This window comes from Variovorax sp. PAMC 28711 (genome assembly GCF_001577265.1).
GTDB lineage: Bacteria > Pseudomonadota > Gammaproteobacteria > Burkholderiales > Burkholderiaceae_C > Variovorax.
On record NZ_CP014517.1, the window covers coordinates 563,292 to 586,437 of the forward strand.

The 23,146-nt window shown below is 66.2% G+C and carries 24 protein-coding genes and 1 pseudogene; 17 read left to right on the forward strand and 8 right to left on the reverse strand.

Translation table 11 applies throughout. The annotated features are described in order from the left end of the window. Window positions 1–75: 75 nt before the first annotated feature. Both AX767_RS02935 and AX767_RS21775 read left to right on the forward strand, forming a co-directional pair. The gene (locus AX767_RS02935; protein ID WP_068628491.1) at window positions 76–1,422 is read left to right on the forward strand and encodes an NAD(P)/FAD-dependent oxidoreductase; all 1,347 of its coding nucleotides are present in this window, start codon (window positions 76–78) and stop codon (window positions 1,420–1,422) included. Between the two features lie 6 nt (window positions 1,423–1,428). Continuing rightward, window positions 1,429–1,786: pseudogene (locus tag AX767_RS21775) on the forward strand (tyrosine-type recombinase/integrase); the annotation flags it as partial. Here AX767_RS21775 and AX767_RS02945 read toward each other — a convergent pair. The 3 genes from AX767_RS02945 to AX767_RS21665 form a co-directional block, all read right to left on the reverse strand. Further along, window positions 1,773–4,067 (reverse strand): heavy metal translocating P-type ATPase, encoded by a 2,295-nt coding sequence (locus AX767_RS02945; RefSeq protein ID WP_237288620.1) that lies wholly within the window; start codon window positions 4,065–4,067, stop codon window positions 1,773–1,775. The pseudogene AX767_RS21775 and the gene AX767_RS02945 overlap by 14 nt on opposite strands. 264 nt (window positions 4,068–4,331) lie before the next feature. Further along, entirely contained in the window at window positions 4,332–4,592 is a 261-nt protein-coding gene (locus tag AX767_RS02950; RefSeq protein ID WP_082755112.1) for a heavy-metal-associated domain-containing protein, read from the reverse strand. 144 nt (window positions 4,593–4,736) lie between these two features. After that, entirely contained in the window at window positions 4,737–5,099 is a 363-nt protein-coding gene (locus tag AX767_RS21665) for a hypothetical protein (protein ID WP_210392546.1), read from the reverse strand. 136 nt (window positions 5,100–5,235) lie between these two features. On the opposite strand from AX767_RS21665, the gene AX767_RS02955 reads away from it, so the two are divergent. Beyond that, window positions 5,236–6,060, forward strand: a complete 825-nt coding sequence (locus tag AX767_RS02955) for an amidohydrolase family protein (RefSeq protein WP_068628493.1) — start codon at window positions 5,236–5,238, stop codon at window positions 6,058–6,060. An 11-nt stretch (window positions 6,061–6,071) separates the two neighbouring features. Then, window positions 6,072–7,055 (forward strand): tripartite tricarboxylate transporter substrate binding protein, encoded by a 984-nt coding sequence (locus AX767_RS02960; protein WP_068628495.1) that lies wholly within the window; start codon window positions 6,072–6,074, stop codon window positions 7,053–7,055. A 7-nt stretch (window positions 7,056–7,062) separates the two neighbouring features. Here the strand turns inward: AX767_RS02960 and AX767_RS02965 are convergent, their stop codons facing one another. Next, complete coding sequence (locus tag AX767_RS02965) at window positions 7,063–7,953, reverse strand: LysR family transcriptional regulator (protein ID WP_068628497.1); 891 nt, start codon at window positions 7,951–7,953, stop codon at window positions 7,063–7,065. A 335-nt stretch (window positions 7,954–8,288) separates the two neighbouring features. After that, a complete protein-coding gene (locus AX767_RS02970) occupies window positions 8,289–9,983 on the reverse strand; it encodes a long-chain fatty acid--CoA ligase (RefSeq protein WP_068628499.1) in 1,695 nt (564 codons plus the stop codon). 171 nt (window positions 9,984–10,154) lie between these two features. Between AX767_RS02970 and AX767_RS02975 the strand changes: the two genes are divergently transcribed. Next, entirely contained in the window at window positions 10,155–10,595 is a 441-nt protein-coding gene (locus tag AX767_RS02975) for an OsmC family protein (protein WP_068628501.1), read from the forward strand. 1 nt (window position 10,596) lies between these two features. Here the strand turns inward: AX767_RS02975 and AX767_RS02980 are convergent, their stop codons facing one another. Beyond that, window positions 10,597–11,007 (reverse strand): nuclear transport factor 2 family protein, encoded by a 411-nt coding sequence (locus AX767_RS02980; RefSeq protein WP_068628503.1) that lies wholly within the window; start codon window positions 11,005–11,007, stop codon window positions 10,597–10,599. Window positions 11,008–11,131: 124 nt separating this feature from the next. On the opposite strand from AX767_RS02980, the gene AX767_RS02985 reads away from it, so the two are divergent. The 4 genes from AX767_RS02985 to AX767_RS03000 are packed head-to-tail and all read left to right on the forward strand — an operon-like array spanning window position 11,132 to window position 14,022. Then, a complete protein-coding gene (locus tag AX767_RS02985; protein WP_068628505.1) occupies window positions 11,132–11,923 on the forward strand; it encodes a transporter substrate-binding domain-containing protein in 792 nt (263 codons plus the stop codon). Between the two features lie 4 nt (window positions 11,924–11,927). After that, the gene (locus tag AX767_RS02990; protein WP_068628507.1) at window positions 11,928–12,584 is read left to right on the forward strand and encodes an amino acid ABC transporter permease; all 657 of its coding nucleotides are present in this window, start codon (window positions 11,928–11,930) and stop codon (window positions 12,582–12,584) included. 15 nt (window positions 12,585–12,599) lie between these two features. Beyond that, complete coding sequence (locus AX767_RS02995; RefSeq protein WP_068628509.1) at window positions 12,600–13,253, forward strand: amino acid ABC transporter permease; 654 nt, start codon at window positions 12,600–12,602, stop codon at window positions 13,251–13,253. Then, window positions 13,237–14,022, forward strand: a complete 786-nt coding sequence (locus tag AX767_RS03000) for an amino acid ABC transporter ATP-binding protein (protein ID WP_068628510.1) — start codon at window positions 13,237–13,239, stop codon at window positions 14,020–14,022. Before AX767_RS02995 ends, AX767_RS03000 begins: the two co-directional genes overlap by 17 nt. Here the strand turns inward: AX767_RS03000 and AX767_RS03005 are convergent, their stop codons facing one another. Continuing rightward, complete coding sequence (locus tag AX767_RS03005; protein ID WP_210392548.1) at window positions 14,023–14,385, reverse strand: hypothetical protein; 363 nt, start codon at window positions 14,383–14,385, stop codon at window positions 14,023–14,025. Window positions 14,386–14,537: 152 nt separating this feature from the next. Between AX767_RS03005 and AX767_RS03010 the strand changes: the two genes are divergently transcribed. Genes AX767_RS03010 through AX767_RS03020 form a run of 3 tightly spaced genes read left to right on the forward strand, consistent with a single transcriptional unit; the run spans window position 14,538 to window position 16,991 of the window. Next, window positions 14,538–15,398 (forward strand): isocitrate lyase/PEP mutase family protein, encoded by an 861-nt coding sequence (locus tag AX767_RS03010; protein ID WP_068633286.1) that lies wholly within the window; start codon window positions 14,538–14,540, stop codon window positions 15,396–15,398. 8 nt (window positions 15,399–15,406) lie between these two features. Beyond that, window positions 15,407–15,961, forward strand: coding sequence for a DUF1439 domain-containing protein (locus tag AX767_RS03015; RefSeq protein WP_237288530.1), 555 nt, complete (start codon window positions 15,407–15,409; stop codon window positions 15,959–15,961). Window positions 15,962–15,980: 19 nt separating this feature from the next. Continuing rightward, entirely contained in the window at window positions 15,981–16,991 is a 1,011-nt protein-coding gene (locus AX767_RS03020; protein WP_210392618.1) for a glycerophosphodiester phosphodiesterase, read from the forward strand. Here AX767_RS03020 and AX767_RS03025 read toward each other — a convergent pair. Further along, window positions 16,977–17,444, reverse strand: coding sequence for a Cd(II)/Pb(II)-responsive transcriptional regulator (locus AX767_RS03025; protein ID WP_068628514.1), 468 nt, complete (start codon window positions 17,442–17,444; stop codon window positions 16,977–16,979). The genes AX767_RS03020 and AX767_RS03025 overlap by 15 nt on opposite strands. 74 nt (window positions 17,445–17,518) lie before the next feature. On the opposite strand from AX767_RS03025, the gene AX767_RS03030 reads away from it, so the two are divergent. From AX767_RS03030 to AX767_RS03050, 5 genes are all read left to right on the forward strand, one after another. Beyond that, window positions 17,519–19,549 carry a heavy metal translocating P-type ATPase gene (locus AX767_RS03030; RefSeq protein WP_082755113.1) on the forward strand — a complete coding sequence of 677 codons (2,031 nt, stop codon included), beginning with the start codon at window positions 17,519–17,521 and terminating at the stop codon, window positions 19,547–19,549. A gap of 10 nt (window positions 19,550–19,559) precedes the next feature. Next, on the forward strand, window positions 19,560–19,946 hold the full coding sequence (locus AX767_RS03035; RefSeq protein WP_068628516.1) for a DUF2946 family protein: 387 nt from the start codon (window positions 19,560–19,562) through the stop codon (window positions 19,944–19,946). 75 nt (window positions 19,947–20,021) lie between these two features. Beyond that, window positions 20,022–21,374 (forward strand): TolC family protein, encoded by a 1,353-nt coding sequence (locus AX767_RS03040; RefSeq protein WP_237288531.1) that lies wholly within the window; start codon window positions 20,022–20,024, stop codon window positions 21,372–21,374. Beyond that, window positions 21,371–22,762, forward strand: a complete 1,392-nt coding sequence (locus AX767_RS03045) for a multicopper oxidase family protein (RefSeq protein WP_068628520.1) — start codon at window positions 21,371–21,373, stop codon at window positions 22,760–22,762. Before AX767_RS03040 ends, AX767_RS03045 begins: the two co-directional genes overlap by 4 nt. A gap of 20 nt (window positions 22,763–22,782) precedes the next feature. After that, window positions 22,783–23,088: a copper-binding protein gene (locus AX767_RS03050; protein ID WP_068633291.1), complete on the forward strand. Its 306-nt coding sequence runs from the start codon at window positions 22,783–22,785 to the stop codon at window positions 23,086–23,088. Window positions 23,089–23,146 lie beyond the last annotated feature (58 nt).

A 23,146-nucleotide genomic window follows, 5' to 3' on the forward strand; every position in this document is an offset into this window, starting at 1 on the left:
CGCACCCGCCGGCGCGACCGCTCACTGTGGCACAACGCCCAGGTGCTTGCAGGGCGGCTGCGTATCATCCCCGGCATGACCCTGCCCTCCCCCGCGGGCCGCCCGCACATCGTGATCATCGGGTGTGGATTCGGTGGCCTGGAAGCCGCCCGGAAACTCGAGCGCGCCGACGTCGACGTCACGGTGATCGAGAAGACCAATCACCACCTGTTCCAGCCGCTGCTCTACCAAGTGGCGACCGCCGGACTCGCTGCGCCTTCGATCGCGGCGCCGGTGCGCCTCTTGTTTCGCAATCAGCCGAGCATCACCACGTTGCTCGGCGAAGTGACCGCCATCCGCCCCGACACGCGCACGGTTGAACTCGCCGGCGGCACGCGCATCGGCTACGACCACCTGATCGTGGCGGCCGGCGCCACCCACAGCTATTTCGGGCACGACGAATGGGCACCGATGGCGCCGGGCCTCAAGACGCTGGCCGACGCGTTCGACATCCGGCGCCGCGTGTTGATGTCGTTCGAAATGGCAGAAAACGCAAGGCACCCCGCGCAGCGTCGCGCGCTGCTCACCTTCTGCGTGATCGGCGCCGGGCCGACCGGCGTCGAGTTGGCCGGCACGCTGGCCGAAATCGCGCGCCACACGTTGGCCGGCGAGTTCCGCCGCATCGATCCGAGCACCGCGCAGATCTTGCTGATCGAAGGCGGTCCGCGCGTGTTGCAGGCGATGCCGGAAAGCCTCAGCCAGAAGGCGCTGCGGCAACTCGAAAAACTCGGCGTCGAGGTGCGCTTGAATGCACGGGTCACCGCCATCGACGCGGAAGGTTTGCAGGTCGAATCAGCTCACGGTGCCGACGCAACCGCCGCGACGGGTTATCGCATCGACAGCCACTGCATCGTGTGGGCGGCGGGTGTGGCCGCATCGCCGCTGGGTCGACTGCTCGGCACCGCGACCGGCATCGCGTGTGATCGCGCCGGTCGCATTGCCGTCGAGCCGGACCTGAGTCTCGTCGGCCATCCGGAGATCAGCGTGGTCGGCGACCTCGCCGCAGCGCAAAGCCATGCGCCCGGCAAGGAACCCCAGCCGGTGCCCGGCGTGTCACCCGCCGCCAAGCAGATGGGCCGCGCGGCGGCCGCCAACATCCTGCGCCGCATCGCCGGGCAGCCGACCCAGGCGTTCCGCTACGCCGACTACGGCAACCTCGCGACCATCGGCCGCAACGCCGCCGTCGTCGACCTCGGCACGCCCTTCGGCCCGTTGCGCTTCAGCGGCAAGTCGGCGTGGTTGTTCTGGCTTTTCGCCCACGTCTACTTCCTGATCGGCTTCCGCAACCGCTTCGTGGTGCTGATGGATTGGGCCAGCGCGTACTGGAGTTTTCGGCGAAATGCGCGGGTGGTGGCGGATGTGGCTGGGAAGGAAGAGTCCTGAGGGTTCTTGCTTTCGCAGAAGACTCAACGACCCGTACAGTTTGAGATGACGCCAGCAGCGAAAGAAGCCCTTCTGGCATGGATCAATTTGGCCGAGCTGAAGTCGGAAGACTTCCTGTTTCCCAGCCGGCTTCACGACTCTGCCCACTCGGGGACCCGGCAGTACGCCCGGATCCTGGAGCATTGGGTGGATGATTTGGGGCTGGATCGCGCCGACGATGGAACACACTCGATGCGCAGGACGACGGCCTTTGATCTGTGGGCGTACCCAGAATCTGCGCGCCGTTCAGTTGCTGCTCGTACATCGAGCTAGTCGGCTTGCGTCCTTCCTTGTGCGCCGCGGACGTCGGATCAGTCAGACTTGAGCGCCGTGATCCTCAGCCGCAGCGCGTTGCCGATCACCGACACCGAGCTGAGGCTCATCGCCACCGCGCCCACCATCGGCGACAGGAGCCAGCCCGTGAATGGAAACAGCACACCGGCCGCGAGGGGCACGCCGACCAGGTTGTAGACGAAGGCAAAACCCAGGTTCTGCTTCATGTTGGCGACCGTGGCGACCGACAAAGCCCGCGCCGTCGCGATGCCGCGCAGATCGCCTTTCACCAGGGTGAGCTGGGCACTGTTCATCGCCACGTCGGTGCCCGTGCCCATTGCGATGCCGACATCCGCTTTGGCCAATGCGGGCGCGTCGTTGATGCCGTCACCGGCCATCGCGACGATGCGCCCCTCTTTCTGCAGGCGTTCGACAAGTTGCAGTTTGTCCTGCGGCTTGACTTCGCCATGAACCTCGTCGATCCCCAGGCGCTTGCCGACAGCCTGAGCCGTGGTGAGCCCGTCGCCTGTAGCCATGATGATGCGAAGGCCGGACTTGCGAAGCATCGTGAGCGCCTCTTGCGTGCTGGCCTTCACCGGATCGGACACGGCGAGCAGCCCGGCCAGCTTGCCGTCTGCGGCCAGGTGCATCACGCTGGCACCTTGCGCGCGCAGTGCTTCGGCCTGGTCCGCCAGCGGCGCCACATCGATGCCCAACTGCTGCATCAACGTCGCGTTGCCGATCGCAAGGGACTTGCCGCCCACAACGCCCTTGACCCCGATGCCCGACGCGGAGTCGAATTGTTCGGCTTTCTCCAGCGTCAGCTTGCGATCCCGCGCTGCATGGACGATGGCCGCGGCCAGCGGGTGCTCGCTGCCCTGGTCCAGAGAGGCCGCCAAACGCAACACCTCGTCTTCGCTGAAGCCATTGATTCCCACCGCCTGCTCGAAGGCCGGCTTGCCCTCGGTCAGCGTGCCGGTCTTGTCGACGATGAGGGTGTCGACCTTGCAAAGGTTTTCGATCGCGGCGGCATCGCGGAACAGCACGCCCTGCGTGGCGGCGCGACCGGTGGCGACCATGATCGACATGGGCGTGGCCAGCCCCAGTGCGCAGGGGCAGGCAATGATCAGCACCGTGACGGCCGTGATCAGACCGTAGACCCAGCTCGGCTGCGGGCCGAAGACGCCCCATGCAAAAAAGGTCAGCAGTGCGATGCCCACGACCCCATAGACGAAGTACGCGGCCACCACATCCGCCATGCGCTGCATGGGCGCTTTGGAACGCTGGGCCTGCGCCACCATCTGGACGATCTGGGACAGTACTGTTGCCGACCCGACGTGTTCCGATCGCATCACCAAGGCACCGCTGGTGTTGAGCGTGGCGCCGATGAGTTTGTCGCCGATGCGCTTGGTCACTGGCACCGGCTCGCCGGTCAGCATCGATTCGTCGACCGCACTGCTGCCTTCCAGGACTACACCGTCGACCGGCACCTTCTCGCCGGGACGCACGCGCAGGCTGTCGCCTTCGTGCACATTGGCGAGCGGGATGTCTTCTTCGCTGCCGTCTGCTTTCACGCGGCGAGCCGTCTTGGGCGCCAGGCCGAGCAGGGACTTGATGGCTGCTGAGGTCTTCGAGCGCGCTTTCAATTCGAGCAGCTGCCCGAACAGCGTCAGCGAGATGATGACCACGGCCGCCTCGAAGTAGACCGCCACGCGTCCCATCGAGATGAAGGAGGCCGGAAAGACGCCAGGGGCCAGCGTCGCCACCACGCTGTAGACGAAGGCGGCACCCGTGCCCAGGCTGATCAGCGTCCACATGTTGGGGCTGCGGTTCATCACCGATTGCGCACCACGTACAAAGAACGGCCAGCCGGCCCAGAGCACGACGGGCAGAGACAGAACCAACTCGATCCAGCTCTGCGTGGCCATGTCGAACCAACCCAACGAGTGGCCGAACATGGAAAGCGACGCGACGATGGCGGTCAGCGGCAGCGTCCACCAGAAGCGATGGGTGAAGGAGGCGAGCTCAGGGCTCTCATCGTCGTCGTCGAGCGTCGGCATGACGGGCTCCAGGGTCATGCCGCACTTCGGGCAGTTGCCTGGATGGTCCTGCCGGATCTCGGGGTGCATCGGACAGGTGTAGATCGCGGCTGCTGGCTGCGCATTCGACGGCGCACTGGGGCCGGGCGTGGTGGCCGGCGCGTCGGGTCCAGTCATCTTGGCGATGTAGCGCGAGGGATCGGCTGCGAACTTCGATTGGCAGCCCGCACTGCAGAAGTAATACGGTCTGCCTTCATGCTCGGGACGGTGAGCGGCCTCCGCCGTCACGGCCATCCCGCAGACCGGGTCCTTCAGCTTCTCGGGTCCTTCGGGCGCATCGTTGGCGCCGCCGGCCTTCTCTGGCTTCACATCGCGCCGGTGTTCCAAAAGTGTGCTCATTGATCTGTCTTTCTGAATGTGCGCGTCGGTCCAGCGCTGCGTGATCCAAGAGGCTCGGTTTGTGAATGCGGTGCCGCTCACAGAGCTTTGCTTCTAGGCCTTGAGCTTTCATGCGTCTGTGCGCTGGCAAACCAACGCAACAGACCGTCAATGGAAAGATCAGCCGCAGCAACAGCCGCTTCGCCGCATCCCGGTACCTGCCGTCTCCGGTTTGGCGACGGAATCGATTTCGATGGGTGGGTAGCCAGCTTCTTTGAGCGCAGCCTCGATGCTCGCGCTTTCCTGGTTGCTGTCGACCCGCACCGTCTTGTTCGGGAGGTCCACTTCAACCATCGCGCTGGCATCCAAGTTGTGGAGCGTCTGCGCAATACGGCTCGCGCAACCGCCGCAGGACATCGAAGGGATAAGGAACTCTTGCATGAGGAACTCCAAAAGTGAGAGACACAGTCTCATCCCTGACATCATGTGAAGGTCAAGCGCTGGCTGGACAAGACCGTTGGGAATGCCATTGGCTTTGACGCTATGCGCCGCTTGCGCGCCAGCGATTCGTCGGTTCCGACAGGGTCACTTCGATTCCAGATCCTTGATCGGCGCCTTCATCCAAAACACCTCGCCCACGGTGGCCTGGCTGCGCACCAACCAAAGCGCAGCCGCAAATACCACGACGCTCCCGATCAGGATCGCCGCGTTGGCACAGGGGTCGCCGCCCACAGGTCGACCATGGTTTCGGTCCGACGGAGCCCAAACCTGACCGGCTGCTCCTCGCCGAAAGCGAAAGTCAACGGTGGGCGCTTCCGCGTCGGCAATGGACTGACGGCGGTCGATCACGAGGCGAACTCGCGACGGCAGCCTTCCAGCCACCAGTGGCCGTTCAACGCAGCGCAGCAGCACATCCCAAAGCCGCCCATGAGCCTTGTCGCCGGTCAACGGTGCAGACGTGGCGGTACCGAGCCTCCATCCGCGTGCCCGACGGCATAAGTACCGCTTATGCAAACACAACGCCTGAAGACTGACGAAACCGCGGGGGGTTTTGGATACTTGGCCGAACGCCATACGCATCCGAATGACATCCTCCCTTTCTCACAGCGAGCACCCCGTCCGCGCAGTCGACAGTCATGCACACGTCTTCCGCCGCGACCTGAGATTTGCCGAGGGCCGGCGGCATTCTCCCGACTTCGATGCACTGCTCGCGGACTACGTCGGGCTGCTGGACGCGAACGGGGTCTCGCACGCGCTCCTGATTCAGCCGAGCTTCCTTGGAACCGACAACACCTTCCTGCTTGCCGCGCTGGATGCGTGCCCTGATCGCTTGCGCGGGGTCGCAGTCATCGACCCGTCATTCACCGAGGCCGACCTGCGTCGATTCGCAAGTCGAGGGGTCTGCGGCATCCGCCTGAACCTCATTGGTGCTGCAGTACGCGATTTTTCCAGCGATGCCTGGACAGCTTTGCTCGAGTGCGTCCGAGTGCTGGGGTGGCATGTGGAGGTTCACATCGAGCTGGCCGAACTGCCTCCGGTGGGTCAGGCGGTAATTGACAGCGGCTGTCCGCTCGTCGTCGATCATTTCGGGCGGCCGGCTGCAGATGACGCTGCAAGCCGGACCTGGCTGATGAGTGCGGCAAAGACGGGCCACGTTTGGGTCAAGCTCTCTGCCGCGTATCGCAACTGGCCGCCCTCGACGGCGGACAAGGCCGCCGCCGCTGCCGCCGAACTGCTCGACGCATTCGGTCCCGAGCGCCTGTTGTGGGGCAGCGACTGGCCACACACCCAGCATCGCGAACTCGCTTCATTTCCATCCACCCTCGCGGCCCTGCACGCCTGGGTGCCCGACGCCGCAGTGCGGCACACCATCCTTGTCGACACGCCCCGTCGCTTATTCAAATTTTAAAGGAGACAACAATGACCCCATCTCAGACTTATCGCCCTCTGCGCCTCATTGGCTTCGCGGCCACGTGCCTGTTTGCATCCAGCTGCGTCATGGCCCAGGCATGGCCCTCCAAGCCGATTAAGCTGGTCGTGAGCTATCCGCCCGGAGGCACGGTCGACGCGGTCGCGCGCGTCATCGCACCTCGATTGTCTGAACGCTTGAAGCAACCCGTGGTGGTGGACAACCGGGCCGGCGCCGGCGGCGCCATTGGCGGCGATGCCGTCGCGAAGGCCCCCGGCGATGGCTACACTTTTCTCCTAGACGCATCCAACCACGCACAGAACCCTGCGCTGCGCAGCAAAATGCCATTCGACACCCTGCGCGACCTGACGCCGGTGTCGCTGCTCGTCAAGGTTCCGAACGTCCTGGTGGTCACGCCATCCACGTCCTATCGAAGCGTGAAGGATGTGCTTGCTCAGGCCAAGGCGAAGCCCGGCGAGATCAATTTCGCATCCTCCGGCAACGGCTCGGCGCAGCACCTCGCCGGCGAGCTGTTCCAGACGATGGGTGCTGTGCGCATGACGCATGTGGCATACAAAGGCGGTGGTCCGGCATTGACCGACGTTATGGCAGGCCAGGTGCCCGTGTTCTTTGCGAGCCTTGCTTCCAGTCTTCCGTACATCCAGAGCGACAAGCTCCGGGCGATCGCAGTGACGGGCAAAGCACGATCGCCGGTGTTGCCACAACTGCCCACCGTGGCGGAATCTGGCTTGCCAGGCTACGAGGTCTATGAATGGAACGCCATCTTCGCGCCTGGTGGCACACCCCCAGCAGTGATAGAACGTCTCTCAACCGAGTTGGCCGCTGTCGTGCAGGAGCCCGCCGTGAAGAGCCGCCTGGAAGCCATGGGTGCCGAAGTGATCGGATCCGGGAGTGCGGAACTGGATCGCTTCCGTCGCACCGAAATTGACAAGTGGACGAAACTCGCAAAAGACAACAAGATCAGCCTTGACTGAGATCTGCTCAGGTGCCGCGTTTGTCAAGAAGCGCTGCGAAGGAATCTGCGAAACCTGGCCTTGATCGCACGCGCCACATGGCGGCAAGTTCGTACGACGGCAGACCATCACCGTCTCTCACCTCTGCATAGCGCACTCCGTCATGGTGCAAGGCGCGCACGGACTGCGGGAGCAACGACCATCCCAGACCTGCAGCCACGGCGGCGAGCACCGTCAAAGTACGATTGGCTTCCTGCGTCACGCTCACATGATGTCCGGCGCTGCGAATCGCGCTGAGCATCTCGTTTCGAAGGCCCGACACCTGGTTCTCTGGGAACCACACCAGCCCGTGCTGTGCCAGTTCGGCCAACGAGACGCGCCCATCGTCTGCCAGCTTGAACGCGGAAGGAAGCGCTGCCACCATGCCTTCCGCACCGAGTTTGAGTTCGTGAACCTTGGCGTTGACCGAAACAGGCGGATGGAGAAGCGCGACGTCGATGTGACCGCGCTCCAACGCCTCGACCTGCTCGGCGTTGTTCATCTCCCGCAGGCGGAATTTGACTTCGGGATAAAGGGCTCTGAATCCCCGGAGCGCTCGCGGCAGCACTTCGTACAAAGCATGCGACACGAAGCTGATGGTTAATTCGCCACCCGTGCCGGTGCCTATGGAACGAGCACGGGCCAGCGCAACGTCGCCATAAGCCAAGCTCGCACGCACGTCGTCGATGATGGCGTGCCCTGCATCGGTCAATGTGGCTCCTCGCCGCGAGCGGACGAAGAGCCGGGTGCCGATTTCCGCTTCAAGTCGATTGACGGTCTGCGTCAGTGCGGGCTGTGCCAGACCCAGAATCTCTGCAGCGCGGGTCAAGCTCCCGCTGTCGGCAATCGCGACGACGCAGCGCATTTGCCGTGTATCCATTGAAGAATTATCAGTGCCGCGCTGCTTTTTTCCCCGCGCAACTCAGTACATAGGGCAGAGAAACAGGTGCAAAAGCCAAAAGTTGAGTTTCATTGAGGCGCCGCTTCGGAGCGATGTGTACTTCCGCTTGTGGACCACAAAGCGGACATTTCAAGCGCGAACTTGAACGGCAGCTACCGCTGCACAGCGGTCGCTCACGCCGCATCTCGATGAGCGGCTTTAGGCATACGCGGCCATTCAGAGAAGCAGCGCCTTCCCGTTTCATCGGTGCCTGTGCACGCTCCTCTGCGCCCACCCACGATCAGGCCGGCGCAGCGACCCAGAGCCCTCGCCTTTCAGCCCGCCTTCTCCTCCGCCTCCTGCAGAAACCGCCACATCACCTTGCCGCTACCACTCTTGGGCAGCGAGTCGACGAACTGCACCTTGCGCGGGATCTTGTAGACCGCCATGTTCTCGCGGCACCAGTCGATGATGTCCTGCTCGGTCGTGTCCTTGTGGGTCGGGCGCAGCACGACCACGGCCTTGACCGATTCGCCGCGGTAGGCGTCTTTCATCGAAATGATGCAGGCCTCCTGGATCGCGGGGTGGCGGAACATCAGCAGCTCGACCTCGGCGGGCCACACCTTGAAGCCGCTCGCGTTGATCATCCGCTTGAGCCGGTCGGTCATGAAGAAGTAGCCGTCTTCGTCCACGCGACCCATGTCGCCGGTGCGGAAGAAGCGCTTGCCTTCGAACTCGACAAAGGCGGCGGCCGTGGCGTCGGGCCGCTTCCAGTAGCCCTGAAAAACCTCGGGGCCGTGCGTGATGATTTCGCCGGATTCGCCCATCGGCAATTCCTTCAGCGTGTCGGGGTCGACCACGCGTGAATCGGTGCTCATGTAGGGAATGCCGAGGCACTGCTGCTTCGGGTTTTCATACGGGTTGGCGTGCGACGGCGCGGCCGTCTCGGTGAGGCCGTAGCCCTCGAGGTACTTCAGGCCGTACTGCTCGAGCAGGCGCTGCGCGATGGCTTGCGGCATCGCGGCGCCGCCACCGCCGATGTAGGTGAGGCTGCTGAGGTCGTAGCTCGCGAAGTTCGGGCTCGCGAGCAGGTCGATCACCATGGTCGGGATGTTGGTCCAGCTCGTCACCTTCCAGCGTGAGATGAGACGGCCCGCCACGTCGCGGTCCCAGCGCGGCATGATGACCAGCGTGCCGCCGAACACGATCGACGTGTGCATCATGCTCACCGTGCCGGTGATGTGGAACATCGGCACGACCGCCAGCACCACCGCCTCGGACGAGCCCAGGCCCCAGAGGTGGCCGGCGAAGGCGTTGTGGTTCAGGCTCGAATGGTTGTGGATGCAGCCCTTGGGCAGGCCGGTGGTGCCGCTGGTGTACGGCAGCAACGCCATGTCGTTCGCGCCGACCACGTGCTCGGGCGGCGCGTGGCCGGCGTTGAGCGCGTCGGTCCACGCCATGGTCTTTCCGCCATCCAGTTGCGGCATCGGATGGCGGGTCAGCAGCCAGTCGCGCCAGGCCGCAGCGGGCGCTTCGTCGCCGCTCACCCCGGCGTCGAAGGTGTCGGTGAACTGGGTGACGATCAGGTGCGCCAGCCGGTCTTGTGGCGCCAGCGCATTGCTGGCCTTGGCGAGTTCGTGCGCGAGGTCGCCGGTGGTGATGGCCACCTTGGCATCCGGATCGGTGATGTAGTGCTTGAGCTCCTCGGCCCGGTTCATCGGGTTGACGGGCACGACGACCGCATTGGCGCGCAGGATCGCGAAATGCGCGATCACGAGCTGCGGGCAGTTCTGCATGTCGAGCACCACGCGGTCGCCGCGCTGCACGCCCAACGCGTGCAACGTGCCGGCCAGCCGCTCGGTCTGCGCCAGGAAATCGCGGTAGGTGATGACGGTGCCGAAGAAAACGAGGGCAGCCTTGTCGGGAAAGCGCGCCGCGCTGGTGGCGAGGTTGTGCCAGAGCGAGGTGGCAGGGACGGTGATCGAATGCGGAAGGCGCTTTGGCCAGAACTTGTAATGCGGGCGGTCCATGGTTCTTTCGGTCGGTCTCGGGAAGGCGGTCAGCCTAAGCCGCACAACCTGACTGCCCAATCGGGGAAGCCCGGGCCGAGTCACCTTGGCGACGTAGCCGACGGCCGACAGACACGGTCGCTTCGCTGCCGTAGCCTGAGACGCTTCATCCACCACTTCGAAGGAATACCCATGGCAGCCGACAAGCACGCAAGCGTTCACTGGGAAGGCGCCGGCAAGACCGGCAAGGGCAAAATCAGCACCGAAACCGGCGCTCTCAAAAGCTACCCTTACGGCTTTGCAAGCCGCTTCGAAGACGACAAGCGCGGCACCAATCCGGAAGAGATCGTCGGCGCTGCGCATGCCGCCTGTCTGACGATGGCATTTGCCTTCGCGCTCGAAGCCGCAGGCCTGGCGGCCACGTCCATCGACACCAAAGCGGCCGTGCGACTGGCCAAGGACGGCGCCGGCTTCAAGATCGACCGCATTCAGCTCGAACTCGATGCCGCCGTGCCGGGCCTGGACGAAGCCAAGTTTCAGGAAATCGCCAAGGGGGCCAAGGAAGGCTGCCCGTTGTCGAAGGCGCTCGCCAGCGTGCCCGAGATCACGCTGAAGGCCACGCTCAAGTCCTGAGCTAACCCGGCTGCTGTTGCTGCTGCTGCGCCGCCTGCAACATCGCGCCCATGTGCTGGTGGACCAGGTTCACGGCCTTCAGCGGCCGCAGCATCACCTTGAATTCGGTGATGAGGCCGGCGTCGTTCCAGCGAATGATGTCGACGCCGTTCACCGTCAGGCCGTCGATCACGGTTTCGAATTCGAGCATCGCATCGCGCGGCCCCTCGATCTCCCGCGTGTAGCGAAAGGTGGGATTGAACAACACGTCGAAGGCGGATGCCAGGTACTTGAAGGTGATCGGCTTGCCAACCTGCGGCGTGTGCACCACGGGCGAATAGAACACGGCGTCGTCGGCCAGCATGGCCTCGATGCCGGCTGCGTGGCGATTCATGACGAGTCGATGCCATGCGGCGATCGGGGAAGCGCTCATCGCGTTGTCTCCTGAGTCGAAAGGCGCCATTCTGGACCTTCGGCACACCTCTTGCTTATCCCTTCGGGCACCCCCGGCGCACCGTTTTGCGCTGGTCCGATCACACGCCAAGGGAATCCTGTTCATGACTTTCACCCGTCGCGCCGCTTCGCTGGCCGTCCTCGCCACCGCCGCCTTCCTCGCCACCGGCAGCCATGCCCAGAACGTGCTGGACAACGTCATGAAGGCCAAGACGATCCGCATCGGCATCCCGACCGACTATCCGCCCTACGGTTTCGTCGGCCCCGACATGGCGCCGCAGGGCCTGGACATCGACACCGCACGGCTCATTGCCGCGAAGCTGGGCGTCAAGCTCGAACTGCTGCCAGTGACCAGCGCCAACCGCATCCCGTACCTGCAGACCAAGAAAGCCGACCTCGTGATCTCCACCATCGGCAAGAACGCCGAGCGCGAGAAAGTCATGGACTTCTCGTCGGCCTACGCGCCGTTCTTTCAGGGCGTGTTCGCTTCCAAGTCGCTCAAGCTCACCGACTTCAAGGAAATGGCCGGCAAGACGGTCGCCGTGACGCGCGGCGCGATGGAAGACCAGGAACTGAACAAGGTGGCGCCGGCCAACGTCGACTATCGCCGCTTCGAGGACAACAACGCGACCATCGCCGCCTTCGTGGCCGGCCAGACGCAGACCATCGCCATGAGCGGCGCGGTCGCGGCCGAGATGATCCGCAAGAACCCGAAGATCAACGCCGAGTACAAGCTGCTGCTCAAGGACAGCCCGTGCTTCGTCGGCATCCCGAAGGGCGAAGACGCACTCAAGGCCAAGGTGAACGAGATCATCGCGGCGGCCAAGAAGGACGGCACGCTCGACGCCATGTCCAAGAAGTGGCTCGGCAAGGGCATCGGCGACCTTCCGGTCTGATCCGATGGAGTTCGATTTCGGCGCCATCCTTGTCGATTGGCGCCTGCTGGCCAAGGGCATCGTCTGGACCATCGGCCTCACGGCCATCGCGACCGTGGTCGGGATGGTGGTGGGGGTGGCGTGTGCATGGGCGCGATCGAGCGGACCGACCTGGCTGCGCTGGACCGTCGGCGCCTATGTGGAGCTCATCCGCAACACGCCGTTCATCGTGCAGCTCTTTTTCATCTTCTTCGGGCTGCCGGCCGCCGGGGTGAAACTGACGCCGGAAACGGCATCGATCATCGCCATGGTCGCCAACCTCGGCGCCTATTCGACCGAGATCATCCGTGCCGGCATCGAGGCCACACCCAGGGGCCAGATCGAAGCCGCGATCAGCCTCGCGCTGAACAAGGTTCAGGTGTTCCTGCGCGTGGTGCTGCCGCCCGCGCTCAAGAAGGTGTGGCCGGCCATGGTGAGCCAGATCATCATCGTGATGCTCGGCTCGGCGGTGTGCAGCCAGATCTCCGTCGAGGAACTGAGCTACGCGGCCAACCTGATCCAGAGCCGCAACTTCCGCGCGTTCGAAGCCTTCATCGTCGCCACGCTGATCTACCTTGCACTGTCGGTCGCCCTGCGCCGCCTGCTCGACTGGGCCGGGCCCCGATGGTTTTTCGGCCGTTGAACCCGAGACAGACACGTGCAGGAATTCACTCTCTGGGACATCGTCCGCAACCTCCTGATGGCATTGCGCTGGACCGTCGTGCTGTCGCTCATCGCTTTTGTCGGCGGCGGGCTGGTCGGTGCCCTGCTGCTGTTCTTTCGATTGCGGGCGGGCAAGTGGCTCGAACGCGCAATCAGTGTCTATGTGCAGCTGTTCCAGGGCACGCCGTTGCTGATGCAGCTGTTCCTCGCGTACTTCGGCATCGCGCTGATGGGCATCGACGTGTCTGCCTGGACGGCCGCCACCCTGGCGCTCACGCTCTACACCAGCGCTTACCTCACCGAAATCTGGCGCGGCTGCGTGGCCTCGATCCCCAAGGGCCAGTGGGAAGCGTCGAGCAGCCTCGCGCTGACCTTTCGCGAACAGCTGCGCCACGTGATCCTGCCGCAGGCCGTCAAGATCGCGACCGCGCCAACGGTTGGCTTTCTGGTACAGGTGGTCAAGGGCACGGCACTGGCCTCGGTGATCGGCTTCGTCGAGCTCACCAAGGCGGGCAGCATGATTTCGAACGCCACCTTCCAGCCGTTTGTGGTGTTCAGCTGCGTCGCGCTGCTGTACTTCGCGCTGTGCTTCCCGATCAGCCTGTACGCCAAGCATCTTGAAAGAAAACTCAATGTCCAACGTCGCTGAAGCAGTTCCCGTCCAGGCGAGCGTGGCGCACGGCGCCGCCATTGTGCAGATCACCGCGCTGCGCAAGTCCTACGGCACGAACGAGGTGCTCAAGGGCATCGACCTCTCGGTCAAGCGCGGCGAGGTCATTGCGATCATCGGCAAGAGCGGCTCGGGCAAGAGCACGCTGCTGCGATGCATCAACGGGCTCGAGGTGTTCCAGGAAGGCGCCCTCACCGTCGACGGCAAGCCGCTGCTCCAGGAAAGTGCCATGGCCATGCGCGAGCTGCGCCAGCGCGTCGGCATGATCTTTCAGGGGTTCAATCTGTTTCCGCACCTCACGGTCGGCAAGAACGTGATGCTGGCCCCGACGCTGGTCAAGAAGCGGAGCACGGCGGATGCGAGTGCACAGGCCAAAAAGCTGTTGCTGCGCGTCGGGCTGGCGGAAAAATTCGATGCGATGCCAGACCAACTCTCGGGTGGTCAACAGCAGCGCGTTGCCATTGCGCGTGCGCTGGCGATGGAACCCGCTGTGCTGTTGTGCGACGAGATCACGTCGGCGCTCGACCCTGAGCTGGTCGGCGAGGTGCTGCGCGTGATGGAGTCACTGGCCGCAGAAGGCATGACGTTGCTGATGGTCACGCACGAGATGAGTTTTGCCCGCAAGGTGAGCGATCGGCTGATCTTCATGCACCAGGGCAAGGTTCACGAGATGGGCCCGCCAACGGAGCTTTTCAGCAATCCCCAGACGCCGGAACTCAAACAGTTCCTGTCGTCCCTCCACGACTGATCAGGCGATCGCAATTCCCCGAAGGGCCTGGGTTGCATCGGCAAAGCGGCTCGCGTTGGCCGGACCAGCAGCCGGCGGCTGCACGGCGGTCCGGCGCATGACGTGGAATGAAAAGTCGTCGGTCACCAGGTTGAGGCTGCCACGAGGCACCGCGCGATAGTGTTCGAGCGCGCGCGCCTCGATCGCACTGAAGTGCATCTTGCAGGCTTCGACCAAGCTCTCGCCGTTGCCGCGCGCGCCGAACACGTCGCGCAACGCGTCTTCCGAAATTTCAGCCAGCACGCGCGTACCGTCGAAACCATCGGGGTAAAGGGCAAAGCGAACACTCGCCTTGTCGAAGCAATGAACCGCTTCGCATGTCATGAGATGTCTCCTTCTGTGTATTTCTGAAAGCCGATGCAATCTGACATTGCGCTCGGCGGGCGCATGGCAGGCTTATGCGGAACGCTTTGACGGACACCGCCTACACCACGCCACGCGAGCGATGGGCAAGCGTGTTCTGGCACTATCGACCCATGACGACGAGCACGACACGGCCCGGCATCGCCGACAAGCGCCGCACGTTCCACCAGCTGCACGTGGCCGGATGCTTCGTGCTTCCCAACCCCTGGGACATCGGCAGTGCGCGCTACTTGCAGGGACTCGGTTTCAAGGCGCTGGCAACCACCAGTTCGGGCTTCGCCTGGTCGCAGGGCCAGCCCGACGGTGCGACCTCGCGCGACGCGGTGCTCGCGCACCTGTACGAGTTGGTCGCCGCGACCGATCTGCCCGTCAACGCCGATTTGGAGAACGGCTTCGCGCCCGACGCGGCCGGCGTCACGCAAAGCGTGCGCCTCGCCATCGAGACCGGCGTCGCCGGCCTCTCGATCGAAGACGCGACGGGCGACGCCGCGCACCCGCTCTACGACATCGACACCGCTGTGACGCGCCTGCGTGCCGCGCGCACCGCCATCGACAAGAAAGGCGGCGACACCTTGCTGGTCGGACGCGCCGAAGGCTTCTTCGCCGGCCGCCCCGACCTCGACGAAACGATCGCGCGGCTGAAGGCGTATGCCGATGCGGGCGCCGACTGCCTCTACGCGCCCGGCCTCCGCACCCGCGAACAAATCGCCGCGGTGGTCGACGCGGTCGCGCCCAAGCCCTTCAACCTGCTGATCGGATCGGCCGGCGGCCTCACGCTGAAGGACGCTGCCGACTTGGGCGTGCGCCGCGTCAGCGTCGGCGGCGGACTGGCGCGAGCCGCCTGGGGCGCCTTCATGCGCAGCGCGCAACTGATCGCGGAGCAAGGCAGCTTCGAAGGCTTCGCCGATGCGGCGCCGGGCGATGAACTGAACGTATTTTTTCGTGACGACCTGACCCGGCGCGAGGGCGCATGACACCGATGATGTCCCGACGCACCGCCCTTCGCACTGCGTTCGCCGCCGCCGTGTTGCCCGCTGCCAGTGCGTGGGCAGGCTTCAACTTTTTCACCAACGAATACACAGCCACGCGGGCCGAGTTGCAGGCGCAGATCGAGCGCCACTTTCCGGTGGCGCAGCGCTATGCCGAAATCTTCACCGTCGGCCTGCGCGAGCCACAACTCGGCCTCGATGCGCGCACCAACCGCGCGGCGCTGACGGCCGTGCTGTCGATCGCGAGCCCCCTCTTGCAGCCGGCCGCCATCCAGGGCGTCGTCACGGTCAGCAGCGCGTTGAAATACGACGCCGCCACGCGCACGCTGCGGCTCGACCAGCCCAAGGCCGAGCGCCTCGAACTGCAGGGCATCACCGGGCGCGACGCGGAGCGGCTGCAGCAGATCGGCGCCGTGGTCGCGCAGGAACTGCTGCGCGACCAGGCGCTGCGCACCTTCAAGCCCGAAGAACTCACGGTCGGTCGCAAGACCTACGAGATCGGCGACATCACCGTCGTCGGCGACGGCATCAAGGTGCAGCTGCGCTAGGCGCGCACGCATGACCACAATGAACACCTTGCGTTTCTTGCTCGCCGCGCTGGCTTTCTCACTCGGCGCGCCCGCCCTCGCCTTCGATTTGCAGGCGCACCGCGGCGGGCGCGGCCTCGCGCCTGAAAACACGCTGGCGGCGTTCGCCCAAGCGATGGACCTCGGCGTGACCACGCTCGAACTCGACATCGGCCTCACCGCCGACGACGTGGTCGTTATCTCGCACGACACCGCGCTCAACCCCGACCACACACGCGATGCGGCCGGCGCGTGGCTGGGTGCCACCGGGCCCGCCATCCGCTCGCTCACGCTGGCGCAACTGCAGGCCTACGACGTGGGCCGGCTCAACCCGTCGAGCGCCTACGGCAAGCCTTTCGCGGGCCAGCAGCCGCGCGATGGCGAACGCATCCCGACGTTGGCCGCGCTGTTCGCGCTGGTCAAGTCGCGCGGCGACGGCGGCGCAGCCAACGTGCGCTTCAACATCGAGACCAAGATCGACCCGACCCGGCCCGACGACACCGCCGCGCCGGAGCCGATGGTGCGTGCGTTGCTGGCCGAAATCGACAAGGCCGGCATGGCATCGCGCGTGACGGTGCAGAGCTTCGACTGGCGCACGCTCGCGATCGTCGGCCAGCGCGCACCGCAACTGCCGCGTGCCTACCTCAGCAGCCCGCGCACCCTCAAGGATCCGCGCTGGACCGCAGGCCTGGATGTGGGCACGGTGGGCGGCTCGGCGCCGCAACTGGTCAAGCAGGCAGCGGGCGACGCCAGGACGCCCGTGACCTGGTCGCCCGCCTTCGCCGACCTGCGCGCCGAGCAGGTCACCGAGGCGCACCAGCTCGGCCTCCTGGTTCTGCCGTGGACGGTGAACCAGCGCGCCGACATGGCCCGCCTGGTCGAGATGCGGGTGGACGGCGTCATCACCGATTTCCCCGATGTGCTGCGCGCGGTACAGCAGGAACGCGGCATGCCGCTGCCGGCGGGCGCTGCGCGCGAGACGTGGCCTGAACGTGGCCTAAACATGACGTGAGGCGGGCGTGCCCCGCTCGCCGGTTACCGGCTGGGCATCCGCCCGGGCGTGCAGCGTTTCGATGATGTGGCATTGCGCGTCGGTGCCGTCGCAACTGTCGCGCAGCGCGACGAGGTCTTTTTCGAGCGAGCGCAGTTCGCGCAGCCGCTCGCGCACATGGCCCAGATGCGAATCCAGCGCAACGCAAGCGGCCTCGCAATCGGCCTTGCTGCGCAGGTCGAGCGCGAGCAGCGTGCGCACCTCGTCGAGCGACATGTCCATTGCGCGGCACAGGCGCACGAAGCGCAGCCGGTGCACGTCGGCATCGCTGTAGACGCGGTAGCTGTTGTCACCGCGCGCCGGCGGCGCGATCAGCCCCTGCTGCTCGTAGTAGCGGATGTTGGCAGCGCTCACGCCGCTGGCCGTGGCGGCTTCGCCGATGCGGTAAATGAGAGGTGCAGGGACATTGCGCATGGGGCTTGACCTTCGAGTGACTTCAACGTTTCCAATCGTGGCACATGTTGAGAACCACCGAAAACCAAAGCCCGATGACCCCCACCGCTGCCAAGGGCGCTGCCGCCGCCTGCGACACCGGCTGCTGCGGCACGCCCATCTCCCTGAAGCCCCCGGCGAAGAAGGCGCACAACCACGACGCCGAGTCCGCAGGGGGCGACCACGACGGCCACGACCACGGGCCGTTGCCCGCCTGGCCGCGCATCGCGGCCGCGCTCGTCGTCGCGATCGCCGCCGAGCTCAGCCACCTGCTGCTGCCCGACACGCTCGCGTGGCGCATCACCGGCATGGGTCTCGCCGCCGTCGCCATCGGACTGGCCGGCCTGGGCATCTACCAGAGCGGCATCCGCTCCCTGCTGCGCGGCAAGCTCGGCATCGACGCGCTGATGTCGGTCGCCGTCACCGGCGCATTCCTCATCGGCCAGTGGCCCGAAGCGGCGATGGTGATGGCGCTCTACGCGCTCGCCGAGCTCATCGAACACCGCGCTGCCGACCGCGCCCGTAACGCCATCGGCGGATTGATGGCGCTGGCCCCCGACGAGGCGGAAATGCAGACGCCGCAAGGCGACTGGCAGCGCGTCGCGGCGCGCGAGGTGCCGGTCGGCGCGGTGGTGCGGGTGCGCCCGGGCGACCGCGTGCCGCTCGACGGCGTGGTCACGGCGGGCGCCAGCGCCATCGACCAGGCCAGCGTGACGGGCGAGAGCATCCCGGTCGACAAGACCGTCGGCGACACCGTGTTCGCCGCCACGGTCAACCAGACCGGCGAGCTGCAGATGCGCGTGACGTCGGAGACCGGCCACACCACGCTCGATCGCATCATCGAATCGGTGGAGCGCGCGCAGGCGTCGCGCGCGCCCACGCAGCGCTTCATCGAGCGCTTCGCCGCCATCTACACGCCGACGGTCTTCGTGCTGGCGCTGGCCGTCGCGGTGCTGCCGCCGCTGCTGTTCGGCTGGCCCTGGCTCGAGGCCATCTACAAGGCGCTGGTGTTGCTGGTCATCGCCTGCCCTTGTGCGCTCGTCATCTCGACGCCGGTCACGGTCGTGAGCGGCCTCACGGCGGCGGCGCGGCGCGGCATCCTCATCAAGGGCGGCACGCACCTCGAGTCGGCGCGCAAGCTGCGCGCGGTGGCACTCGACAAGACCGGCACCCTCACCGAAGGCAAGCCGGTGCTAGTCGATTGGCAAGCGTGGGGTGGCGCCGACGACGTCGCGACCCGTGCGGCCGCTGCCAGCCTCGCACTGCGCTCCGACCACCCGGTATCCAAAGCCATCGCGGCCGGCATCGAGCGCAACGACGCGCCGGTCGACGATTTCCGCGCACTGGTCGGGCGCGGCGTCGAGGGCCGCGTCGCCGGGCGCGCGCTCGTGCTCGGCAATCACCGCCTCATCGAGGAGCGCGGCCTGTGCAGCCCCGCACTCGAAGCGGCGCTGACCGCGCACGAGCAGCAAGGTCGCACAGTCACGCTGCTGGCGGACGAGGCCGCGGTGCTCGGGCTCTTCGCGGTGGCCGACACCGTCAAGCCCGGATCGCGCGCCGCAATCGCCGAACTCAAGGCGCTCGGCATCACGCCCGTGATGCTGACCGGCGACAACACGACGACCGCGAGGGCGGTGGCCGAGGCCGCGGGCATCGCCGATGCGCGCGGCGGACTGCTGCCCGAAGACAAGCTCGCCGCGGTGAACGAGATGCGCCAGCGCTACGGCGCCACCGGCATGACCGGCGACGGCATCAACGATGCGCCGGCGCTGGCGCAGGCCGACATTGGTTTCGCCATGGGCGCCGCGGGGACCGACATCGCGATGGAAGCGGCCGACGTGGTCATCATGAACGACGACCTCGGCCGCATCGCCGAGACGGTGCGGCTGTCGCGCCGCACGCATGCGGTGCTGTGGCAGAACATCTCGCTCGCGATCGGTATCAAGGTGGTGTTCTTCGGGCTCGCGATCTTCGGCAGCGCGACCATGTGGATGGCCGTGTTCGCCGACATGGGTGCCAGCCTGCTGGTGGTGGCGAACGGGTTGCGGCTGCTGCGCGCGTTGCCGCCTGTGCACACACCGTCCTAAAATCCGGGCCATGCGCGTTCTCATCCTCGCCCTCGCGATCCTGCTGCTGCCCTTGCGCGGCTGGCTGGGTGACGCGATGGCGATTGAAGCGATGGCGATCGAGGCGGTGGCGCTGTCCGCCACCGGCCATGCGACGCATTCGATGGCCGGTGCCACGCAGGACGGCCACGATGGCCATGACGCACATCAAGGCCATGGCGCGCCGGCCGAAACAAGCCAGCCACCGCACGACTGCCACAGCACCTGCGGTGACTGCCAGCTCTGTCATTCCGTCGCGGTGACGCTGTGGCCCGCCCTGGCCACGCCTGTCGAGGCGCCACGCACCGCGCCGGCGTTCGCCACCGCCGCGTTCGCCAGCGCCGAGCCGGCGCCGGGCCTGAAACCGCCCATTTCCTGATCTCCGTGCCCGTAGTCCGTCCGCCTGAAGCGCTCGCGCGCCGGTCGGCCGTTTCCTTGCCCGTGGAGATCTGTCTTGAAATTCCTTTTACTTGCCGCCGCCATGGCGGTCACCGGCTGCGCCAGCCTGTCACCTGACGGCGGCAGCGCCGACGTGCAGGCACTGGTCGGCGACAACCCGCTGACCCGCGGCGCCTCGCCACAACGCACACCCGACGACGCCTCGGCCCGCGCCGTCGAGGCCTTGCTCGCGAAACCCCTCGATGTCGAAGCCGCCGTGCGCATCGCGCTCGTCAACAGCCCGCGCGTGCAGGATGCCTTTGCGACCCTGCAGCTGAGCGACGCCGAGCGCGTGCAGGCGTCGAGCCTGCCGAACCCGGTGTTCGCCTTCAGCCGGCTGCGGGAGAGCAGCGCCCTGGAGATCGACCGCGCGCTGAGCTTCAACGTCATCAACCTGATCGCACTGCCGTGGCAGGCGCGTTGGGCCGGTCAACGGCACGAGGTCGCCCGCCTCGAGGCCGCGCAGCGCGTGTTGCTGCTCGCCGCCGACACCCGCCGCGCCTGGGTGCGCGCGGTGGCGGCGCAACAGAGCGTGGTGTACCTGCGCGACGCGAAGGACGCGGCCGAAGCCGGCGCCGAACTCGCACATCGCATGGCGAAGGTCGGCAACTGGAGCACGCTGCAGCGCACGCGCGAACAGCTGCTGCTGGCCGACGCCGCCGCGCAATTGGCGCGCGCCGAACAGACCGCAGTCGAGAGCCGCGAACAACTGACGCGCACCCTCGGCCTCGTCGGTGCACAGGCCGCGTCGTACACCCTGCCCGACCGCCTGCCCGCGCTGCCGACGGCCGCGCCCGCGCTCGGCGACGTGCAGGCGCTGGCGTTGCGCGACCGGCTCGACGTGCGCGCTGCCCAGGCGCAAAACGCCGCCACCGCCGATGCGCTCGGCCTCACGCGCGCGACACGCGTCGTCAACGCGCTGGAACTCGGCGCGGTGCGCAACACCGTGTTCGGCAACGGCCCCGACCGGTCACGCACGACCGAACGCGGCGTCGAGCTCGCGCTGCCGATCCCGCTGTTCGACTGGGGCCAGGCCGGCAACGCGCGTGCCGAAGCGCTCTACCTTCAATCTGCAGCGCGGGTGCGCGACACCGGCGTGCGGGCCGCCAGCGAAGCGCGCGAATCGCTCGCCCGCTGGAACAGCGCGTACGCCATCGCCTTGCGCTACCAGACCGAGGTGTTGCCGCTGCGCCGCCAGGTCAACGACGAGATGGTGCTGCGCTACAACGGCATGCTCGCGAGCGTGTGGGAACTGCTCGGCGAAACGCGCGCCTCGATGCTGGCCGTGAACGCCGCGATGGACGCGCAACGCGACTTCTGGCTGGCCGATGTCGACCTCCAGTTGACGCTCACCGGGAGCGCGACATGAACCGCCGCAACTTCTTCGCCGGCGCCACCGCCGCCGTGGCCGCGACCTCGGTGAGCCGCGTCGCGATGGCCGCGCTGCCCGAGCCGGTGATCCAGACGTCGACCACCACTGCCGCGCCGTTGATGCCACCGACCGGCCGGCCGTACAACCCCGTCGTCACGCTCAACGGCTGGACGCTGCCCTGGCGCATGAACAACGGGGTGAAGGAATTCCATCTCGTCGCCGAGCCCGTGGTGCGCGAGATGGCGCCGGGCTTCAAGGTCAACATGTGGGGCTACAACGGACAGTCGCCGGGGCCGACGATCGAGGTGGTCGAAGGCGACCGCGTGCGCATCTTCGTCACCAACCGGCTGCCCGAGCACACCACCGTGCACTGGCACGGCCAGCGCCTGCCGAACGGCATGGACGGCGTGGGCGGCATCACGCAGCCGCACATCCCGCCGGGCAAGACCTTCGTCTACGAGTTCACCGCGCGGCGACCCGGCACCTTCATGTACCACCCGCATGCCGACGAGATGGTGCAGATGGCGATGGGGATGATGGGCTTCTGGGTGACGCACCCGAAGGCGGCGCACCCGCTCATCGACAAGGTCGACCGCGACTTCTGCTTCCTGCTCGGCAGCTTCGACGTCGAGCCCGGCAGCAAGACGCCCAAGGTCAACACCATGACCGACTTCAACATCTGGAGCTTCAACAGCCGCGTGTACCCGGCCATCGACACGCTCAACGTGCGCAGGAACGACCGCGTGCGCATCCGCGTCGGCAACCTCACGATGACGAACCACCCGATCCACATCCACGGCCACGAATACGAGGTCACCGGCACCGACGGCGGCCCGGTGCCGAAGAGCGCGCGCTGGCCCGAGGTGTCGGTCGACATCGCCGTCGGCCAGATGCGCCAGATGGAATTCGTCGCCGACGAGGAAGGCGACTGGTCCTTGCATTGCCACAAGGCGCACCACACGATGGGACCGATGGGCCACGAGGTGCCCACCATGATCGGCGTCGACCACCAGAACGTGGCCGACAAGATCAGAAAACTCGTGCCCGACTACATGGTGATGGGCGACAAGGGCATGGCCGACATGGGCGCGATGGAAATGCCCTTACCCGACAACACGCTGCCGATGATGAGCGGGCAAGGCCCGTTCGGCCCGGCCGAAATGGGCGGCATGTTCACCTTGCTGAAAGTGCGGCGCGACCAGAAGCCGGGCGACTACACCGACCCCGGCTGGTTCAGGCACCCGGCCGGCACGGTGGCCCGCGAAGTCGTCGACGCCGCGCCGCCGGCACCGTCGCGCGCGGCGCCCCCGGCGGCGACCGGGCCGACCGGCGCGCCCGATGCGACGGTCCGCAAACCTTCGGGCCATGGCGCCCACAACCATTGATGACGAAAAGCAAACACACCATGAACACCCGCAAATTCATCACCGCCTGCGCCCTGCTGCTGGGCGCCGCCAACGCTGTGTCGCAAACGGCCGGTGCGCTGCCGCGCGTCGAGGGCGAAGTCCGCAAAGTCGACGTCGACGCGCAGAAGATCACGCTGCGGCATGGCGAGATTCCGAACATCGACATGGGCGCGATGACGATGGTCTTCCGCCTGAAAGACCCGGCGTTGCTGCAGCAGGTGAAGGCCGGCGACAAGGTGACCTTCACCGCCGACAAGGTCGACGGGGCGCTGACCGTGATGTCGATGGACCCGGTCAAACCGTGACCACGAGGCCGCTCGTCCGACAGCGCGTGGCCGGCCTTCCCTACTTCGTCGCGGATGG